The sequence below is a fragment of the Humidesulfovibrio mexicanus genome (assembly GCF_900188225.1).
Lineage (GTDB): Bacteria > Desulfobacterota > Desulfovibrionia > Desulfovibrionales > Desulfovibrionaceae > Humidesulfovibrio > Humidesulfovibrio mexicanus.
In genome coordinates this window covers 386313-401354 of sequence record NZ_FZOC01000004.1, presented here as the reverse complement: position 1 = coordinate 401354, position 15042 = coordinate 386313, and the positions used below count along the sequence as shown (strand labels likewise).

Here is a 15042-nt window from a genome sequence, read left to right as displayed (position 1 = left end):
CTTAATTCTTTATCTGGGGCTGCTGGGCCGGTTCTGGCTCGCGCAGCGGCGCGACCATGAATTTCACCGGGGCTGTGGGGCACACCGCGCGCGCGGCGTCGAAGGCGTCCTGCTCATCGAAGATGAACGTAACGACTTTCTTTCCGCCATACCCGCGAATCTCCAGCATGTCGCACTGCAACGGCTTGCCGTTCGCAGTGATCGCAAGAGCCGGGTGCTGGGGGTACGGCTCGGCAACGCGGGGGTACTGGGCGTGCCGCGATGCTTCGATAAAGGTCTGGAACGCGCGCAGGGACTCCGGTTTCAGAATAAACGTTACAGTATGCGTGCTGCCATCCGGTGCGCGCTGCGCCAGCATCGCCGTCTCGCCGCGAATGATGACGATATTTGCGACGTTGTCGCAGGAAATGTCGAATGTCAGCTCCGCAAAAGCCGCCGAGGGGACAAGCAGCAGCAGAAGAATCAGCACGTTTTTCATGTCGCGTCATCCATGGATGCGATACGTGATCGTTGAGTTGTCACCGCCGATGCACATAAGGAATACCACCCATGGAACGGGCGCTTCGCGGAACTTGGAGAACTCCAGCTTCATGACCTGCCCCGGCAACATGAGGCCGGTTGTGCGCTCCTCCTCTCCGTCGACCCGTAGCCAAACGCCTGCCGTGAAAGGCCCCAAACTATGAAGCTCGGCAGTAATAATTTGTCCGGCCGTAAATTTTTCTGTTTCATTGTCGCCGTATCCCTGAAGCGTACCTGTGGCCACGGTTTGGATTTGTCGCTGCCGAGCATTCTGGCTTACCAGCCGCACTTCGCAGTTGCAGTTCGGATGGACCGGGCTGGGCCTGTGGACGAACCGCTTGCCGCGCATGGCTTGGCAGGCGAAGCAGGCGTTCTTGCCTGGAACGATTTCCCAATATGCGTTTGCGTCTGTGCTGGCAACGCCCACCATGTGCTTTGGCAGGCCGTGAACCAACTGGTCGTCGCCGATGTGCTGGCCCCAATCGTCGCTCATGGTTGTGTTCTCCCTGTTCTGGTTTGCGGGTGTTCCGGTGACTGCCGGGAATTGCCGCAGAGCATAGCACGGGTTTTGGGAGGCCAGCTGAAAAGGGGTGAGAATGGGCATGACAGGGCAAAACAGGCAGGAAAAAGACGAGTGAAAAACGCTTGACGTGTTTTGGGAAGAGTCCATGGCGTCTCGAGCGCGAGGCCCCCCCTCCAAAAAATTTTGCAAAGGTGGGTGGGGGGCGCGGGAGCGGGAGGGGACGCTTTTCCCGCCTACTCCGCCTCCAGCGCCTCCACCACTTTCAATTCATTGGCCAGCGGGTCGATGCGGCCGAACACGATGTCGAAGCGCATTCCCGGCTGCACGCGGTCGCCCAGCAGGTTGCGCGGCACGCGCGTGGTGATTTGCAGCTCCGGCAGCGAGAGCGTGGGGTAGGGGCCCGCGTCGTCCACCACCACGGCCGGGAAGGGCTGGCGCTTGCGCTGGGCCAGGTACACCAGCTTCCAGTAGCGCGGGCGGAAGCGCTGCACCTGCCCCACCTCCTGGATGCGCGCCGAGAGGTGCGGGATGAGCGCGTCCACGGCGGCGGCGTCGAGCCTGGGCGCGCCGCATTCCAGGAAGCTCTGCACCTGCGCCATGTTGATGAAGTCCACGTAGCGGCGGATGGGCGAGGTGATGGTGGCGTAGGCCTCGCAGGCCAGCGCCGCGTGTCGGCGCGGCTGGCGCTCCAAAAGCGGCGGGGCCAGCAGCTTGACCACGCGGAAGATGTCAACGGGGTCGGAGAACACGCCCGTGGCCTCCCTGGGCAGGGCGATGTCCTGGGTGCGGCACAAAAGCGGCACGCCGTTCTCCCGCGCCCACAGGGCCAGGCCGCTGTTGGCCAGAATCATGAACTCGCTCACCAGCAGCTCGGCGTCCGGGCTGGTCTGGCGCAGGGCGATGTCCACGCTGACGCTTTCCGCCTCGCCGGAGAGCTCCACCTGCGGCTCGGGCTTGTCGATGACCACGGCCCCGCGCTCCAGGCGGCGGGCGAACAGTTCGCGGGCGATGCGCAGGGCCAGGGAGAGCTGCGGGTCGCTTCCCGCGCCATTGTCCGCCTCGATGGCGGCCTGGGCGTCGGGGTAGGCGATGTTCCGGGCGAGCTTGACCCAGGCCAGGCGCGGCCGCGTGTCCACGATCTCCGCGCGTTCGTCCAGCAGGAATTCGGCCACAAGGGCGGGCTTGGGGCCGTCGGCCGTGAGGCTGAAGAGGCCCGTGCCCAGTTCCTCGGGCATCATGTGGCCGGAGCCCTCGGGCAGGTACAGGCTGGTGGCGCGGGAGAACACCTCGCGGTCCAGGGGCGCGCCGAAGTCCCAGGCGAGGCAGGGCCGGGCCAGGGTGACGCGGCAGAGGAAGCCGGGCGAACCATCGGGCAGGGTGGTTTCGGCCACGAAAAAGGCGTCGTCGATGTCGCGGGTGGTGGCGGCGTCGATGCTGACGTAGGGCGTGGGGTCCAGCTTCGCCTCTGCGGCGCGCGCGGCGAAGCGCTCCCGTTGCGCGGCGATTTCCCCGGCAAAGGCCGCGGACCAGCCGTCGCCCCAGGCGTAGCCCGCCTCGTCCAGCAGATGGCAGTGGTGCGGGGGCAGCACGCCCCAGGCCTGGGCCAGCTGCAGGGCCAGGTGCGGGGTCTCGCCCTTTATGTTCAGGGACTTTTTGAGGCTCTCCCACAGCTTGGCCAGGGCGTCGTATTCGCCGCCGGGCCCCCCGGCGGTTTTCTGGGCCACCTGGGCCAGGAGCATGGCGCGCAGCCGCGCTTCCACATCCGGGTCCAGGCCCTCGGCTTCGCGCAGGACCATGTGCGGCGCAAGGGGCGGCTGGCCGCTCTTGATGCGCGCCCACAGGGCGGAAAGGATGGCGTGCCCGGCGCTGGCCACGGCCTCGCGGTCCTTGTCCTCGCGCTCGCGCGCAAGGCGGGCCTCCACCTTGTCGGCGGGGTGGATGTCGAAGTCCGGCGGCTGGAATTTGAAGTGCGCCTTGGCGGACAGAAGGGCGCGGCCCATGCCGGCCACCTCGTCCACGCCGGGCTCGGTCCACAAAAGCTGGGAGAACCACTCGGCCGGGGCGTGCTCCACCTCGCCCTGGGCCATGTCCCACAGCTCCATGGGGTTCACCTCGGCGCAAATGCCGCGCCTGCGGGCCTCGATGTCCTCCAGCCGGTGGCCGATCTCCTCGCGGGTGGCGCCGGGGGGGAACTCCGGCCCGAGCCAGGGGAGCAGACGCGCGGCGGGCAGTTTGACCTCGCGCTTGGTGCGGGTCAAGAGGCGCAGGCGGCCCTGAGATTCCTCCAGGACCCAGGCGATGTGCGCCTCGTTGTCCTGCAGGAACTCCACCACCGCGCCCGGCCTGGGGAAGCCGGAGAGCTTGAGCGACTTGGTCATGCGGTCCTTGGTTCTAGTGCTTGAACGAGCGCTGGCCGGTGAAGACCATGGCCACCTGCGGCGTGGCCTCGTTCACCGCGCGGATGACCTCGAAGTCGCGCAGGGAGCCGCCGGGCTGGGCGATTGCCGTCACCCCCTGGGCGATGCACAGGTCCACGCCGTCGCGGAAGGGGAAGAAGCCGTCGCTCACCAGCACAGAGCCGGGCAGGCCGCCCCGGGCCTCCTCGGCGCGCCGACGGATGTCGGCCAGGGCCGCGGCCTTGGCCGAATCGGAACGCGCGGCCAGCATGAGCTCGAAGATGCTCATGTTCTGCTCCTTGAAGGCGAGCAGGTCGGCGTACTTGGTGCGGGCCTTGGTGATGGTCAGCTCCGCGCAGCCCACGCGGTCCTGCTCGCCGGTGCCGATGCCCGTGGTCACGCCATCGCGTACGAAGATGACGGAGTTGGACGTGACCCCGGCCTCCACGGACCAGGCGAAGATGAGATCGTCCATCTCCTTCCGGCTGGGCTTGCGCGCGGTGTAGATGGTGCCGTCCTTTTCGGCCGTGGCGGGCAGGAAATCGGCCTCGGAGCGGATGCGGCTCTGAAACGAGGTCTGCAGCACCAGACCGCCGTCGAAGAGCGCCTTGATGTCGAGAAACGGCGAGCGGGCCAGTTCGTCGAGTCGCGCGATGCCGGGGATCTTGAGGATGCGCAGGTTCTTTCTGGCCTTGAGGATGTCCACCACGCCGGGTTCGAACTCCGGCGCGGCCACCACCTCGAAATAGAAGGAGTTGATGAGCTCCGCGGCCTCTTTGGTGAGTGGGCGGTTGACCACGATGGCCCCGCCGAAGGCGGCGATGCGGTCGGCCCAGAAGGCGCGGGACACGGCCTCGGCGATGCCGTCGTCGGTCCAGGCCGCGCCGCAGGGGTTGTTGTGCTTCAGGATCACCGCGCAGGGCTTGGCCGAAAGGTACTGCAAAATGTTCAGGGCGTTGTCCACATCGGTGAGGTTGGTCTTGCCCGGGTGCTTGCCCGCCTGCAGCATGTGCTCCTCGGTGAGGGCGGACACCAGTCCCTGTCCGGGGCCGCGGAAGGCCACGCCTTCCAGGATCAGCTCGCCGCCCACCTGCTCGTACAGGGCGGCGGGCTGGTCGGGGTTTTCGCCGTAGCGCAGGCCGCGCACCTCGCCCCCGATGTTCCAGGTGCGCTTTTTGTAGACCAGCTCCTGGTTGCCCAGGGTGATGCGCAGGTCCTCGGGAAAGCTGTCGTGCAGCAGGGTGGTGTACATCTTTTTGAGGTCGCTCATGGCCTGATCCCCTTGTGTTCCGTATATGGCGTTCTCGCGCGCGGCGTGGCCGACTCCTAGCACAGCCGGACCCGGCGGGCAAATTTGAATTGGCGGCCGGGCCGGATTCTGGTAGCGGTGCCCACATGCGCCGTTTTCCGGCGCGCTCTGGAGGTTTTGCACCCATGCCCGAATCGTACCTGGAAAACGCCTTGGCCAAGCTGGCGCGCCAGCTGGTGGCCTTTGACGAGGCCTCGCTCATGGACCTGTGGGAGCGCTACGCGGAAAGCGTGCGTCAGTTCGAGCCCACGCGCAGATGGGAGGAGGCTGCCCTTGTGTTCGGGCTCATTCAGGCCGTGCGCATGAAGAACCAGCTGTTCAACTACAATCTGGCCGCATCGCGCCAGCCCGGGGCCGATGTTCCGGGGCTGGGGATGCTCGACCTCACCGCGCCCCAGCCCGCCCCGCGCGGGCAGCAGCGCGAGTCCTCCCGCAACGGGTCCGCAAAGGCCCCGGCACCCGAGGGCAAGGGCTCAGTCCGCCAGGGCAAGCCGAAGGCCGGGAAGCTCATTCCCCTGCGCAGAAGCCAGGACTAGCCCTCTGATTGCGAAGGTGAAGTAGCGCACCTTGTCCACGAAATCCACGGCCTCCGCCCCGCGGCAGGCGCCGTGGCGCGTGGCGCTGGCCACATCCGCGCGGGCCAGCAGCGGCAGGGCCGCGCGGACGCCAAGCCAGGAGGGCAGGTCGTTCTCGTCCTCGCGCATCAGGTCGATGGCGTCCTGCACATGGCCCAGGCCCACATTGAAGGAGGCCAGGGCCAGCAGCATGGCGTCGTTCGGCCCGTAGCCCATGTCCACGAACTGCGCGCGCAGGGCGTTCAGATAGCGGGCGCCGGCCAGAATGGTCTCGGTGGGGTTCTCCGGATCCTGCACGCCCAGTTCCTCAAGGGTGGCGGTGGTCATCTGCATCAGGCCGCGCACGCCGGTTGCGCTCACGGCGGCGGGGTCGAAGCGCGATTCCTGGTGGATGACGGCGGTCAGCAGGCAGGGGTCGAGCCGCCACTTGCGCGCCGCGCGCTCGATGATTTTCCTGTGCTCCGGCACGGAGAAGGCCAAGGTGCGGCGCAGCATCTCCATCTCAAAGGGGTCCGGGTCCGCTGGCAAAAAGCCCATGGTCCGCTCCTGCAGGGCGGCCAGGCTGCCGTCGGTTTCGACTTCGTTCCAGAAGGCGCGCATGGCCGCGTCCAGGCGGGGCACGTCCGTGCGCCACACGAAGCGGTAGGAGGCCTCGCGCCGGGTGGGCGCGGCGTCGCGCACCTCGGAGACAAAGGGCAAAAGCAGGTGCAGGGCGTCCAGCGGCAGGGCCGGGGCCTGGCGGGGGCTTGAGGAGAACGCCTGGGCCACGCGCAACAGTTCGTCCAGCGCGCCGGAGGCGTCCTCCGGCGGGGCGTAGCCCTCGGCCCAGTCCACGGCATAAATGGGTTGCCGGTCGTACTCCGGGCCGTAGGCAATTTTGAGCTTGCGCCGGGCGGCCTTGGCCTCGTGGGCGGAAAGCTCGTGCGGGGCCACCCCCAGGGCCAGGCCCAGTTGGGCGCGCCCGTCCTCGACCATCTCCAGGGCCTGTTCCGGCGTGTCGGTGAGCACGAGGGTGAGCTCCACGCCCTGCTCGCGGGCGAAACGCTCCAGCAGGGTCTTCTCGAAGCTCATGGAGGCGTCGGCGGTGACGCGCGTTTGCCGTGGGGCGGCCACCACCAGGGTTCCGGGCATGGGCAGGGTCAATGTGTGCTGGACCACAAGCCCGGCCAGGGCGGCGGTGAGCAGGCCCAGCACCAGGCGTTCGCGCCTGCTGGTCAGCGCCGCTCGGGGCGTCTTGTCCGGGAGGGTTGTTGACATGTGTGGATTCCTCTTTTACGCAATTGTGCCGTCTGCCGCAAAAACGGCGTCCGTGTGGACGGGCAAGTAGTCATAAGGAGCGTCCATGTCAAATATCGTGGTCTTCGGGTCCCAGTGGGGCGATGAGGGCAAGGGCAAAATCGTCGACATGCTGGCCCGGGAAGCCTCGGCCATTGTTCGTTTTCAGGGCGGCAACAACGCCGGGCACACCCTTGTCGTCGCCGGGGAGAAGTGCATCCTGCACCTCATTCCCTCTGGCATTCTGCACCCCGGCAAGGTCTGCCTCATCGGCAACGGCGTGGTGCTCGACCCCGAGGTGTTCCTGCGCGAGACCGACACCCTGGCCGCCAAAGGCGTGGACGTAAGCCCCGCGCGCCTCAAAATAAGCAAGAAGACCCACGTCATCATGCCCTACCACCGCGCGCTCGACGTGGCCCGCGAGGGCCTTCTGTCCGGCGGGGCCAAGATCGGCACCACCGGCCGGGGCATCGGCCCCTGCTACGAGGACAAGATGCACCGCTGCGGCATCCGCGCGGCCGACCTGGCCGACCCGGAGCTGCTCAAGGTCAAGATCGCCAGCGCCCTTGAGGAAAAGAACGTGCTCTTCAAGCATCTGTACGGCGCGGAGCCCATGGATCCCGAGGCCGTGTTCCAGGAGCTTGCGCCCGTGGCCGAACGCGTGGTCCCCTACCTCGCAGACGTGTCCACAGACATCCAAAAGGCCGTGGCTGGCGGCGGATCCGTGCTTTTCGAGGGTGCGCAGGGCACGCATCTGGACATCGACCATGGCACGTACCCCTTCGTCACCTCGTCCACCACGGTTTCGGGCAACGCGGCTTCGGGTTCGGGCTGTTCGCCCAGAATGCTCGAGCGCATCATCGCCATAGTGAAGGCCTATACCACGCGCGTGGGCGGCGGTCCATTCCCCACGGAGCTTTTTGACGCCACCGGCGAGTATCTGCAGGATAAGGGCGGCGAGTTCGGGGCGACCACGGGCCGCAAGCGCCGCTGCGGCTGGCTGGACATGGTGGTGCTGCGCGAAAGCGCGCGCCTGAACGGCCCCACGGAGCTTGCCGTGACCAAGCTGGACGTGCTTTCCGGCCTGCCGGAGCTGAAAATCTGCGTGGCCTACGAATACAGGGGCCAGCGCGTGGACTATCCCCCGCAGGAGCAGAACGCCATGGCCTTCGTCACTCCGGTGTACGAGACCCTGCCCGGCTGGGGCGAGGACATCACCACGGCCACCAGCTTCTCCGCCCTGCCGGAAAACGCCCGCAACTACCTCAAGCGCATGGAGGAGCTCTCCGGCGTACCCATCGGCCTCATCTCCGTGGGTCCGGACCGGGAGCAGACCTTCGCGCGCGGCTAGACCCATGCCCGTCCAGTCCGCACCCGGCGCCCAGGCCCCGGCCGCAAGGCCGGGGCGGGTGGACGCCGTGGTGTTGCGCCGTTTGCGCACCCTCTCCGCCCGGCCGCCCCAAAGTCTGGTGGCCGAGGGCGGCTGCGCCGCCGACCGCGAGGCCGCTGCCCTGGCCTGGGCCGGGCTGCTCAACTGCACCGGCCAGGAGCCGGAGCGCCCCTGCGGTCGGTGTTCCGCCTGCGTGCAGATACGCGAGCGCGCCTTCCGCGACCTCATCGTGGTGGACAAGGCCTTTTTCGAGGACGCCAAGAAGGAGAACCTCTCCGGGCCGGAGGCCATGCGCCGCCTGCTGCCCGTGTGGGGCCAGCCGCCCGGCGGCGCGGGCAGTCGCGTCACCATCTTCCCCGAGGCCCACGACCTGCACCCCGCCGTGGCCAACCTGCTGCTGAAGACCCTGGAGGAGCCCCGGCCGGGCAATCTGTTCGTGCTGCTCACCCCGCAGCGGGAGCGGCTGCTGCAGACCCTGGTGTCGCGCAGCTTCGTGCTCACGCTCCCCTGGCCCGAGGCCCAGGCCCCGGACGCCGAGGCCGCCGAGTGGATCGCCGCGCTCATGCGGTTTTGGGACACGGGGCAGGGCTGGTTCGAGCGCACGGGGGGCAAGGGCGCGGCTGACCGCGACCTGGCCCAGCGCATTGTGGGCGGGCTTTCGCGCGAACTGGTGCTGGCGCTTTCCGGGCGCACCGCCCAGGGGGAACGCGCCAGCCGACTGGCCGCCCTTGGCCCGGCGGGCCTGCGCAGGCTGGACCTGGCGTTGGCCAAGGCCCAGGAATCCCTGTCGCTGCCCACGGCCCCGGCAGTCCTGGTGCTGGACTGGCTCGCCACGGCGGTTATTCCCAAGCCGTCCGCCGTCCGCCGCCGGGGCTGAGCCGACCCCGCGGCCAGGCGCGGCCGCCTGGCCGTTGCGGCCCGGTCCCTTGTCCGCTGCCAGCCCTGTTCAGGCGTGCGTGATCCGTTTGTGTATCAAGAAGCGTCTGGACCGCCGTGCGCTTTCCCAAGGGAGCGGGCCGTGTCGGTCACGGGCCGCAAGGGGCGCGAGCGGAAAACGCGTGTGCATGGCGGCGCAGGAAGGCAGGGCGGCCCCGGAAAAACGGGGCGCGGTCCAGGGGGGACCAGGCCCCGCAGGACCGTCTCCGCGCGTCTACTCGTCGTCGTCTCCGCCGCGCATGTCGTCTTCGGCCTTGTCCTCGTCCTCAAGCAGGAGGTCTTCGAGTTCACCGGCCAGATCGTCCAGGCGCGAGCCGTAGGCGTCGAAGTCCGCGGACTCGTCGCTCTCAAGGTCGGTGAAGACTTCGCGGATGAGGGTGGCCGCCCTGTCGAGCTTTTTCCTGTATGCGTTCTTCATGTGGTCTTCTCCTGAAGGGCTTGTGTCTTGCGGCGCGCGTCGCGCGCGGCACCCCCCGTACCCGGAGCCGGGCCTCTTGTCCACAGTCCAGCGGCTTAAACCACGCGGATTTTTGGCGCTGCGGATTTTTTCGGCAGGAAGGACCGGAGTTCCGTTTCCGCGTCCACGGGTTTGGCCAGACTTTCGCGCAGGAAGGCCAGAGGGCTTTTCTGCAGCGTCAGCGGCGGATTGTCGAAGCTTTGGCAGAACACTTCGCCCCAGTTGGTGGCGTACAACACGGAGACGCTCAGTATCTTGGTCTTGTCCGTGGGAACGGGGAGATTGGCGATGATGTACGCCTGGCAGACCCGTTCGCGCTTCAGGTATTCGTCCAGTTCCGGCTCCAGGGTGGTCCTGGGCGGGAAAAAGGCCAGCAGATCGGCCAGCAGGCCTTGCAGGTCCAGCAGGGCGATGGGTGCGAGACTGCGCTCCGCGTGGACGGCTTGCCGGGGATCGTAGAGCCCGTTGAACAGGATCCAGGCGATGAGCCGCACCACGTCGGTGTCGCGCCGGATGGGGGGCAGGGCCTCCACCGGGGCCTTGCCCGCGTTCTTGTCCTTGCCCTTGACCCCCCACACCGTGCGCTTGCCCGGGGCTTTTTCGGCATAGAAGAACAGCTCGGTGAAGGCGATGTCGTCGGAGAGGAAGGGCACCAGGCCAAGCTTATGCGGGTGCTGGGCGAAGTTCGCAGCGATGCGCCTGCCCAGGCGGGTCAGGTCCTGCGGGCTTATCTGCGCCGACTCCTTGTGCGCGCGCAGGCCTTCCTGGATGCGCCGGTAGGCGGAGATCATGAACTGGTTCACCAGCACGCCCAGGCGCAGGGCCGCGCCAAAGGCGCCGCCCCCTTGGCCGTCGCCTTGCGGCAGGGCCGGGGTGTGGAACTCGGCGGGCAGGTCGTCCTGGGCCACATCGGCCTTCAGGCGCAGGCATTCGCCGATGAGCGCGAGGCTGGCCTCCGCCCCCTGCTGTCGGTAGTGCTTGCGGATGCTGGTGAACAGCGAGAGGTAGGGATCCACGTCTTCCGCGAGCCTGCGGCCGCGCAGCACCGCTTCCTTGATGCGGTCGCACAAAAGCCGGGTGCTTTCGCCCTGGCCCGCGTATTTTTCCAGCAGCCCCAGCTTCATTACGGACTTGTACGGGCTGTGCAGGGCCTTGACGATCTGCCACAGGCAGGCCCCGAAGTATTCCTGCGGGGGGATGGGGCGCGGCTGGCCCAGGTCCACCAGCTCGGCCGCGGTGCGCGGGGCCAGCAGGGCGATTTCCTCCAGCAGGGCCTGGGCCTCCTCCTGGGTGGCCTCCGGCGGCGCGGCCCACCACAAGAGGTCGCGCCCGGTCAGCTTGAGGGCTGTGCGGTAGAACTCCTCCTTGAGCAGCGCGGCCTGGGCCGAGCCGCTGCTTTCCTTGTCGCTCATGCCGAAGTCGTTTTGGCGCACGGCCTGCATGGTCATGGGGAAGAAGTGCGTCTCCAGGGCGAACTGTTCCCACAGCCAGGCCTCCAGGGCCGAGAGCTTGCGGGCCAGGCCTTCGCGCGCGGCCTCGAAGCCGCCTTTCGGACAGGCCGGACCCGGACGCACGCAGACCCAGCAGTCCACGTCGGAATGCTCGCGCTGCGCCACGGAGCCCAGGGAGCCGATGGCGTACACGGCCTCCAGCAGCAGCACGGGCTCGCGGAGGTCCTTGGCCGAGGCCGGGAGCGTGAGACCTGGGAACAGACGCTCCAGCAGGGCGCGTTCCTCCCTGCGCGGCAGGCCCAGGCGCGGCCGTCCGGCCACGCCGCAGGCCGGGACGCCTTCAAGGCCGCGGGCCTGCTCGAACACGGGGCTGGCCAGCAGCACGGGCAGCAGGGCGAGGACGCGCCCCTGTTCTTCGTCCAGGCGTTCCAGGGCGAGCTCGTGCCGCCGGTGGTCCTGCCCGCGCATGGCGCAGAGCGTGCGCCGGGCCTCGTCCACCCGCAGGAAGGCCTCCACGCAGGCTGTGGCGAAGGCTGCGCCTGGACCGTGCAGCAGCTCCGGGTCGTGCGCGGCGTCGTGCGCGCCCGCCGCATCCAGGCGCATGGCCCGCGTGGCGAAGCAGGCCTGGACAAGACGGTGGGAGTCCGAGTGCCCGCCCTGCACGGCCAGCCCCTGCGACGGCGAGCGCCACAGCCGCATCTGCGTGCATTCGCTCCCCGCCACGCGCGCATGGGCCAGGGCGGTGGCGTCGAGCTCCAGCCCCCTGCACGCGCAGCGTTCCAGAAGCGCGCCGCACAAGTCGCAGCGTTGCAGCGTCAGGCGGGACAGCGCGCATTCGGTGAACCGCGCCCCGGAGAGCACGCAGCCGCGCAGGCTTGCGGACTCCAGCCGGGTCTTGCGCAGGTGCGCTCCGGCCAGGCTGCAATCGGAAAGGTCGCAGCCGGTGAAGGCGCTGTTTTCCACTCCGGCGCGGGACAGGTCGCAGCCTTCCAGGGAACAGCCGTCCAGGCGGCAGGAAGATATGGCGCAGCCGCACAGATCCGTGGCGGCGAAGGTGCAGGACTGGAAGGAGCAGTCCTCGAACACGCACCCGACCAGGGAACAGGAGCTCAGGCGCACGTTGCGGAAGCTGACCCCGCTGAAGCGGCAGTGGACGAGATCGCAGCCGGTCATGGTCAGCGTGTCCAGGGCCGCGCCCGCCAGGGGCGAATGCGAAAGGGCCTGGTCTTTGAGGATTGCCGGGGAGTGCTTGAGCGCCTCGGCCAGGGGGGTGCGGCGCGTGGCGGGTTTGCGCGGCTCCGGCGGGGCCATGTCCCAGTTCTGGGCGTTGAAGAACGCAGAGGCGCCCGCGCTGATTCCGTTCCGCAGCAGCCCCACCACGGCCTGGGTCGCCTGGCCGGAGAGGCCTGCCTTGGTTCCGAAGGCCTTGGCCGCCCGGCGCAACAGGTCCGGCTCCAGCAGGGCCAGCACGGCCAGCAGGCGCGCGCGCAGGTGCGCCTGGGCCTCCGGCGCAAGGGCGCCCAGGGCCGAGGCCAGGCCCAGGCGCGGCAAAAGCGGCAGCACGCGCAGGGCGGACGCCGCCTTGGGGCCTCCCCCGGCCAGCAGGTCCGCAAGCACCAGCCCCAGCATCTCCGGCTCGGTCTGCGCCGCGCCCAGCAGCTGGGCCGGGGCGTCTGGGCGCAGGGCCATGCGGCGCATCTCCATGAACAGGGCCTCGTCGCGCGGCTCCAGATCGGGCGGAGCGGCGAGCAGGGAGGGCAGACGGTTGGGGCCTTCCGTCCCGGCGGCCCGCAGGGCGTGGGCCAGAGCCTCGGCCTGCGCGGACGGGGAGGCCAGGGCCTCGGCGGCAAGGAGCAGGGTTTCCTCAGCGGCCGGGCCGGGATTCCCGGCAAGGGCCTGGGACAAGCTTTCGGCAATTCCGGCCCCCAGCAGGGCCTCGCGCAGGGGCCGGGCCAGGGGCAGGCCTTCGCCGCCCAGAGAGGGCGCCAGGGCCTTGAGGAAGAGCATCGCCTCCTGCGCGTCGATCTTGCCGGGGCCAGGCAAAATGCCGCGCAGCCAGGCGGCCAGCTGCCGGTCCTCGGCCGGGCACTGCAAGAGCAGGTCGTTCAAAAGGGCCAGAAAGTCACGCCCGGGCAGGGTTTGCAGCAGCGCGGAAACCTGCGACAAAGGCAGCGTGCGGGCCTGGACGTGCTGCACCGCCTGCATCCGTCCCACTCGGCCCATGGCGGCGATGGTCTGGAAAAGCCGGTTGGCCAGGGCGGGATCGCGTTGGCCGCGCAGGCGGGCGGAGAGCAGGAACGCGCATTCCCCGGCCGCGGCCGCATCGGCCCCTGTCAGGGGCGAATCGAGGGCCGCTTCCATGGCTTGGCGCGCCTGTCCGCAAAGGTCCGTCAGGACGCGCGCGGCGTCCTGCTGGCCATTGCCCGCCAGGCGGCGCAGGGCCGCGGCCGCGTCGTGCAGCGCGGCGTTCATGGCCGTGGCCTCTTCCTGGCGCGCGTGGTGTCGGGTGCGATGCCCACGGTCAGGCTCCGCTAGGCCCCGGCCGCGCGAAAGGCTGTGTCGACCATGGCCTGGGCCTCGGCCTTGACGCGCTCCAGGTGCTCGCGGCCCAGAAAGCTTTCGGCGTAGATCTTGTAGATGTTCTCCGTGCCCGAGGGGCGCGCGGCGAACCAGGCGTTCCGGGCCACCACCTTGAGGCCGCCGATGTCGGCCCCGTTGCCGGGCGCGTGGGTGAGCCGCGCGGTGATGGGCTCTCCGGCCAGGGTGTCGGCCGCGACCATGTTCGGGGTGAGGCGCTTGAAGGCGGCCTTCTGCGCGGGCGTGGCCGGGGCGTCCAGGCGCTCGTACAGCGGGTCGCCGTGGCGCGCCGTGAGTTCGGCGTAGACTTCTGCCGGGTCGCGGCCGGTGCGGGCGGTGATCTCCGCGGCGAGCAGGCCCATGATGATGCCGTCCTTGTCCGTGGTCCACACGCTGCCGTCCTTGCGCAGGAAGCTGGCCCCGGCGCTTTCCTCGCCGCCGAAGCCGTAGGAGCCGTCGATGAGGCCCTCCACGAACCATTTGAAGCCCACGGGCACTTCCGAGAGTTTGCGTCCCAGGCTCGCGGCCACGCGGTCGATCATGGAACTGGTGACCACGGTCTTGCCCACGGCGGCGTCGGCCCGCCAGCCGGGCCGGTTGCGGAACAGATAGTCCACGGCCACGGCGAGGTAGTGGTTGGGGTTCATGAGCCCGTGGCTGCGGGTGACGATGCCGTGGCGGTCGAAGTCCGGGTCGTTGCCGAAAGCCACGTCGAAGCCGTCCTTGTGGGCGATGAGCGGGCGCATGGCGTAGGGCGAGGAGCAGTCCATGCGGATCTTGCCGTCCTTGTCCACGGTCATGAAGGAAAAGGTCGGGTCCACCACGGTGTTGACCACGGTGAGGTTGAGGCCCCAGCGCTCGGCGATGGGCGCGAGGAAGCCGATGCCCGAGCCGCCAAGCGGGTCGGCCCCGATTTTGAGTCCGGCTGCGGCGATGGCCTCCATGTCCAGGATGTCGCCCAGGTCGTCCACATAGGGGCGCACGTAGTCGTAATGGTGCGTGGTGTCGGCGCTCAAGGCGCGTGCGAAGCCCATGCGCCGCACCGGGGCGAGCTTCTGTCGCAGAATCTCGTTGGCGCGGTCCTCTATGGCCTTGGTGGTGGCGGTGTCGGCCGGGCCGCCCTCGGGCGGGTTGTACTTGAAGCCGCCGTCGGAAGGGGGGTTGTGCGAGGGGGTGACCACCACGCCGTCGGCCCTGTCCGCTCCCTTGGCCTGGCGGTTGTGCGTGAGGATGGCGTGGGAGATGACCGGCGTGGGCGTGTAGCCCAGCCCCTCCTGGACCATCGCCGTGACGCCGTTGGCCGCGAAGACCTCCAGCGCCGTTTCCAGGGCCGGGCGCGACAGGGCGTGGGTGTCCATGCCTATGAACAGCGGGCCGCGAACGCCCGCCGCGGCGCGGTGCTCGCAGATGGCCTGGCTGATGGCCAGGATGTGGTCCTCGTTGAAGCTGCCGTCGGAGCTGACGCCGCGATGCCCGGAGGTGCCGAAGCTCACGCGGTGCGCCGGATTGTCCGGGTCCGGGCGCACGGCCGCATAGTCCGCCAGCAGACGGGGAATGTCGGCCAGTATCTCCTGGGGGGCGGGCTTTCCCGCCAGAGGGTGCAGGGCCATGGGCAGCTCCGTGGTCAAGGGTTC

Annotated in this window: 11 protein-coding genes; 3 read left to right on the top strand and 8 right to left on the bottom strand. The window is 68.8% G+C overall.

Annotated elements, in window-relative coordinates; translation table 11 throughout:
• Window position 1: 1 nt before the first annotated feature.
• The 4 genes from CHB73_RS10970 to CHB73_RS10955 form a co-directional block, all read right to left on the bottom strand.
• Window positions 2-478, bottom strand: coding sequence for a hypothetical protein (locus CHB73_RS10970; protein ID WP_089274610.1), 477 nt, complete (start codon window positions 476-478; stop codon window positions 2-4).
• 6 nt (window positions 479-484) lie between these two features.
• Window positions 485-1012 carry a hypothetical protein gene (locus CHB73_RS10965; protein WP_089274609.1) on the bottom strand — a complete coding sequence of 176 codons (528 nt, stop codon included), beginning with the start codon at window positions 1010-1012 and terminating at the stop codon, window positions 485-487.
• Window positions 1013-1275: 263 nt separating this feature from the next.
• Window positions 1276-3420, bottom strand: a complete 2145-nt coding sequence (locus CHB73_RS10960; RefSeq protein WP_089274608.1) for a ribonuclease catalytic domain-containing protein — start codon at window positions 3418-3420, stop codon at window positions 1276-1278.
• Window positions 3421-3433: 13 nt separating this feature from the next.
• Window positions 3434-4708 (bottom strand): IMP cyclohydrolase, encoded by a 1275-nt coding sequence (locus CHB73_RS10955; RefSeq protein WP_089274607.1) that lies wholly within the window; start codon window positions 4706-4708, stop codon window positions 3434-3436.
• A gap of 164 nt (window positions 4709-4872) precedes the next feature.
• On the opposite strand from CHB73_RS10955, the gene CHB73_RS10950 reads away from it, so the two are divergent.
• Window positions 4873-5283, top strand: coding sequence for a hypothetical protein (locus CHB73_RS10950; protein WP_089274606.1), 411 nt, complete (start codon window positions 4873-4875; stop codon window positions 5281-5283).
• Here the strand turns inward: CHB73_RS10950 and CHB73_RS10945 are convergent.
• Window positions 5221-6579 carry a transglycosylase SLT domain-containing protein gene (locus CHB73_RS10945; RefSeq protein ID WP_089274605.1) on the bottom strand — a complete coding sequence of 453 codons (1359 nt, stop codon included), beginning with the start codon at window positions 6577-6579 and terminating at the stop codon, window positions 5221-5223. The genes CHB73_RS10950 and CHB73_RS10945 overlap by 63 nt on opposite strands.
• A gap of 85 nt (window positions 6580-6664) precedes the next feature.
• Between CHB73_RS10945 and CHB73_RS10940 the strand changes: the two genes are divergently transcribed.
• Both CHB73_RS10940 and CHB73_RS10935 read left to right on the top strand, forming a co-directional pair.
• Window positions 6665-7948: an adenylosuccinate synthase gene (locus CHB73_RS10940; protein ID WP_089274604.1), complete on the top strand. Its 1284-nt coding sequence runs from the start codon at window positions 6665-6667 to the stop codon at window positions 7946-7948.
• Between the two features lie 4 nt (window positions 7949-7952).
• The gene (locus CHB73_RS10935; RefSeq protein ID WP_089274603.1) at window positions 7953-8864 is read left to right on the top strand and encodes a hypothetical protein; all 912 of its coding nucleotides are present in this window, start codon (window positions 7953-7955) and stop codon (window positions 8862-8864) included.
• A gap of 273 nt (window positions 8865-9137) precedes the next feature.
• On the opposite strand, the gene CHB73_RS10930 is transcribed toward CHB73_RS10935, so the two are convergent.
• The 3 genes from CHB73_RS10930 to pgm form a co-directional block, all read right to left on the bottom strand.
• Window positions 9138-9341 carry a hypothetical protein gene (locus CHB73_RS10930; protein ID WP_089274602.1) on the bottom strand — a complete coding sequence of 68 codons (204 nt, stop codon included), beginning with the start codon at window positions 9339-9341 and terminating at the stop codon, window positions 9138-9140.
• 95 nt (window positions 9342-9436) lie between these two features.
• A complete protein-coding gene (locus CHB73_RS10925; RefSeq protein ID WP_089274601.1) occupies window positions 9437-13303 on the bottom strand; it encodes a class I adenylate cyclase in 3867 nt (1288 codons plus the stop codon).
• Window positions 13304-13362: 59 nt separating this feature from the next.
• On the bottom strand, window positions 13363-15018 hold the full coding sequence (gene pgm, locus CHB73_RS10920) for a phosphoglucomutase (alpha-D-glucose-1,6-bisphosphate-dependent) (RefSeq protein ID WP_089274600.1): 1656 nt from the start codon (window positions 15016-15018) through the stop codon (window positions 13363-13365).
• Between the last annotated feature and the right edge of the window lie 24 nt (window positions 15019-15042).

Bases quoted from the DNA above. Each gene is read 5' to 3' on its own strand.
- CHB73_RS10960 (WP_089274608.1), bottom strand. From the start codon at position 3,420: ATGACCAAGTCGCTCAAGCTCTCCGGCTTCCCCAGGCCGGGCGCGGTG.
- CHB73_RS10965 (WP_089274609.1), bottom strand. From the start codon at position 1,012: ATGAGCGACGATTGGGGCCAGCACATCGGCGACGACCAGTTGGTTCAC.
- pgm (WP_089274600.1), bottom strand. From the start codon at position 15,018: ATGGCCCTGCACCCTCTGGCGGGAAAGCCCGCCCCCCAGGAGATACTG.
- CHB73_RS10940 (WP_089274604.1), top strand. From the start codon at position 6,665: ATGTCAAATATCGTGGTCTTCGGGTCCCAGTGGGGCGATGAGGGCAAG.
- CHB73_RS10970 (WP_089274610.1), bottom strand. From the start codon at position 478: ATGAAAAACGTGCTGATTCTTCTGCTGCTGCTTGTCCCCTCGGCGGCT.
- CHB73_RS10935 (WP_089274603.1), top strand. From the start codon at position 7,953: ATGCCCGTCCAGTCCGCACCCGGCGCCCAGGCCCCGGCCGCAAGGCCG.
- CHB73_RS10930 (WP_089274602.1), bottom strand. From the start codon at position 9,341: ATGAAGAACGCATACAGGAAAAAGCTCGACAGGGCGGCCACCCTCATC.
- CHB73_RS10945 (WP_089274605.1), bottom strand. From the start codon at position 6,579: ATGTCAACAACCCTCCCGGACAAGACGCCCCGAGCGGCGCTGACCAGC.
- CHB73_RS10955 (WP_089274607.1), bottom strand. From the start codon at position 4,708: ATGAGCGACCTCAAAAAGATGTACACCACCCTGCTGCACGACAGCTTT.
- CHB73_RS10950 (WP_089274606.1), top strand. From the start codon at position 4,873: ATGCCCGAATCGTACCTGGAAAACGCCTTGGCCAAGCTGGCGCGCCAG.
- CHB73_RS10925 (WP_089274601.1), bottom strand. From the start codon at position 13,303: ATGAACGCCGCGCTGCACGACGCGGCCGCGGCCCTGCGCCGCCTGGCG.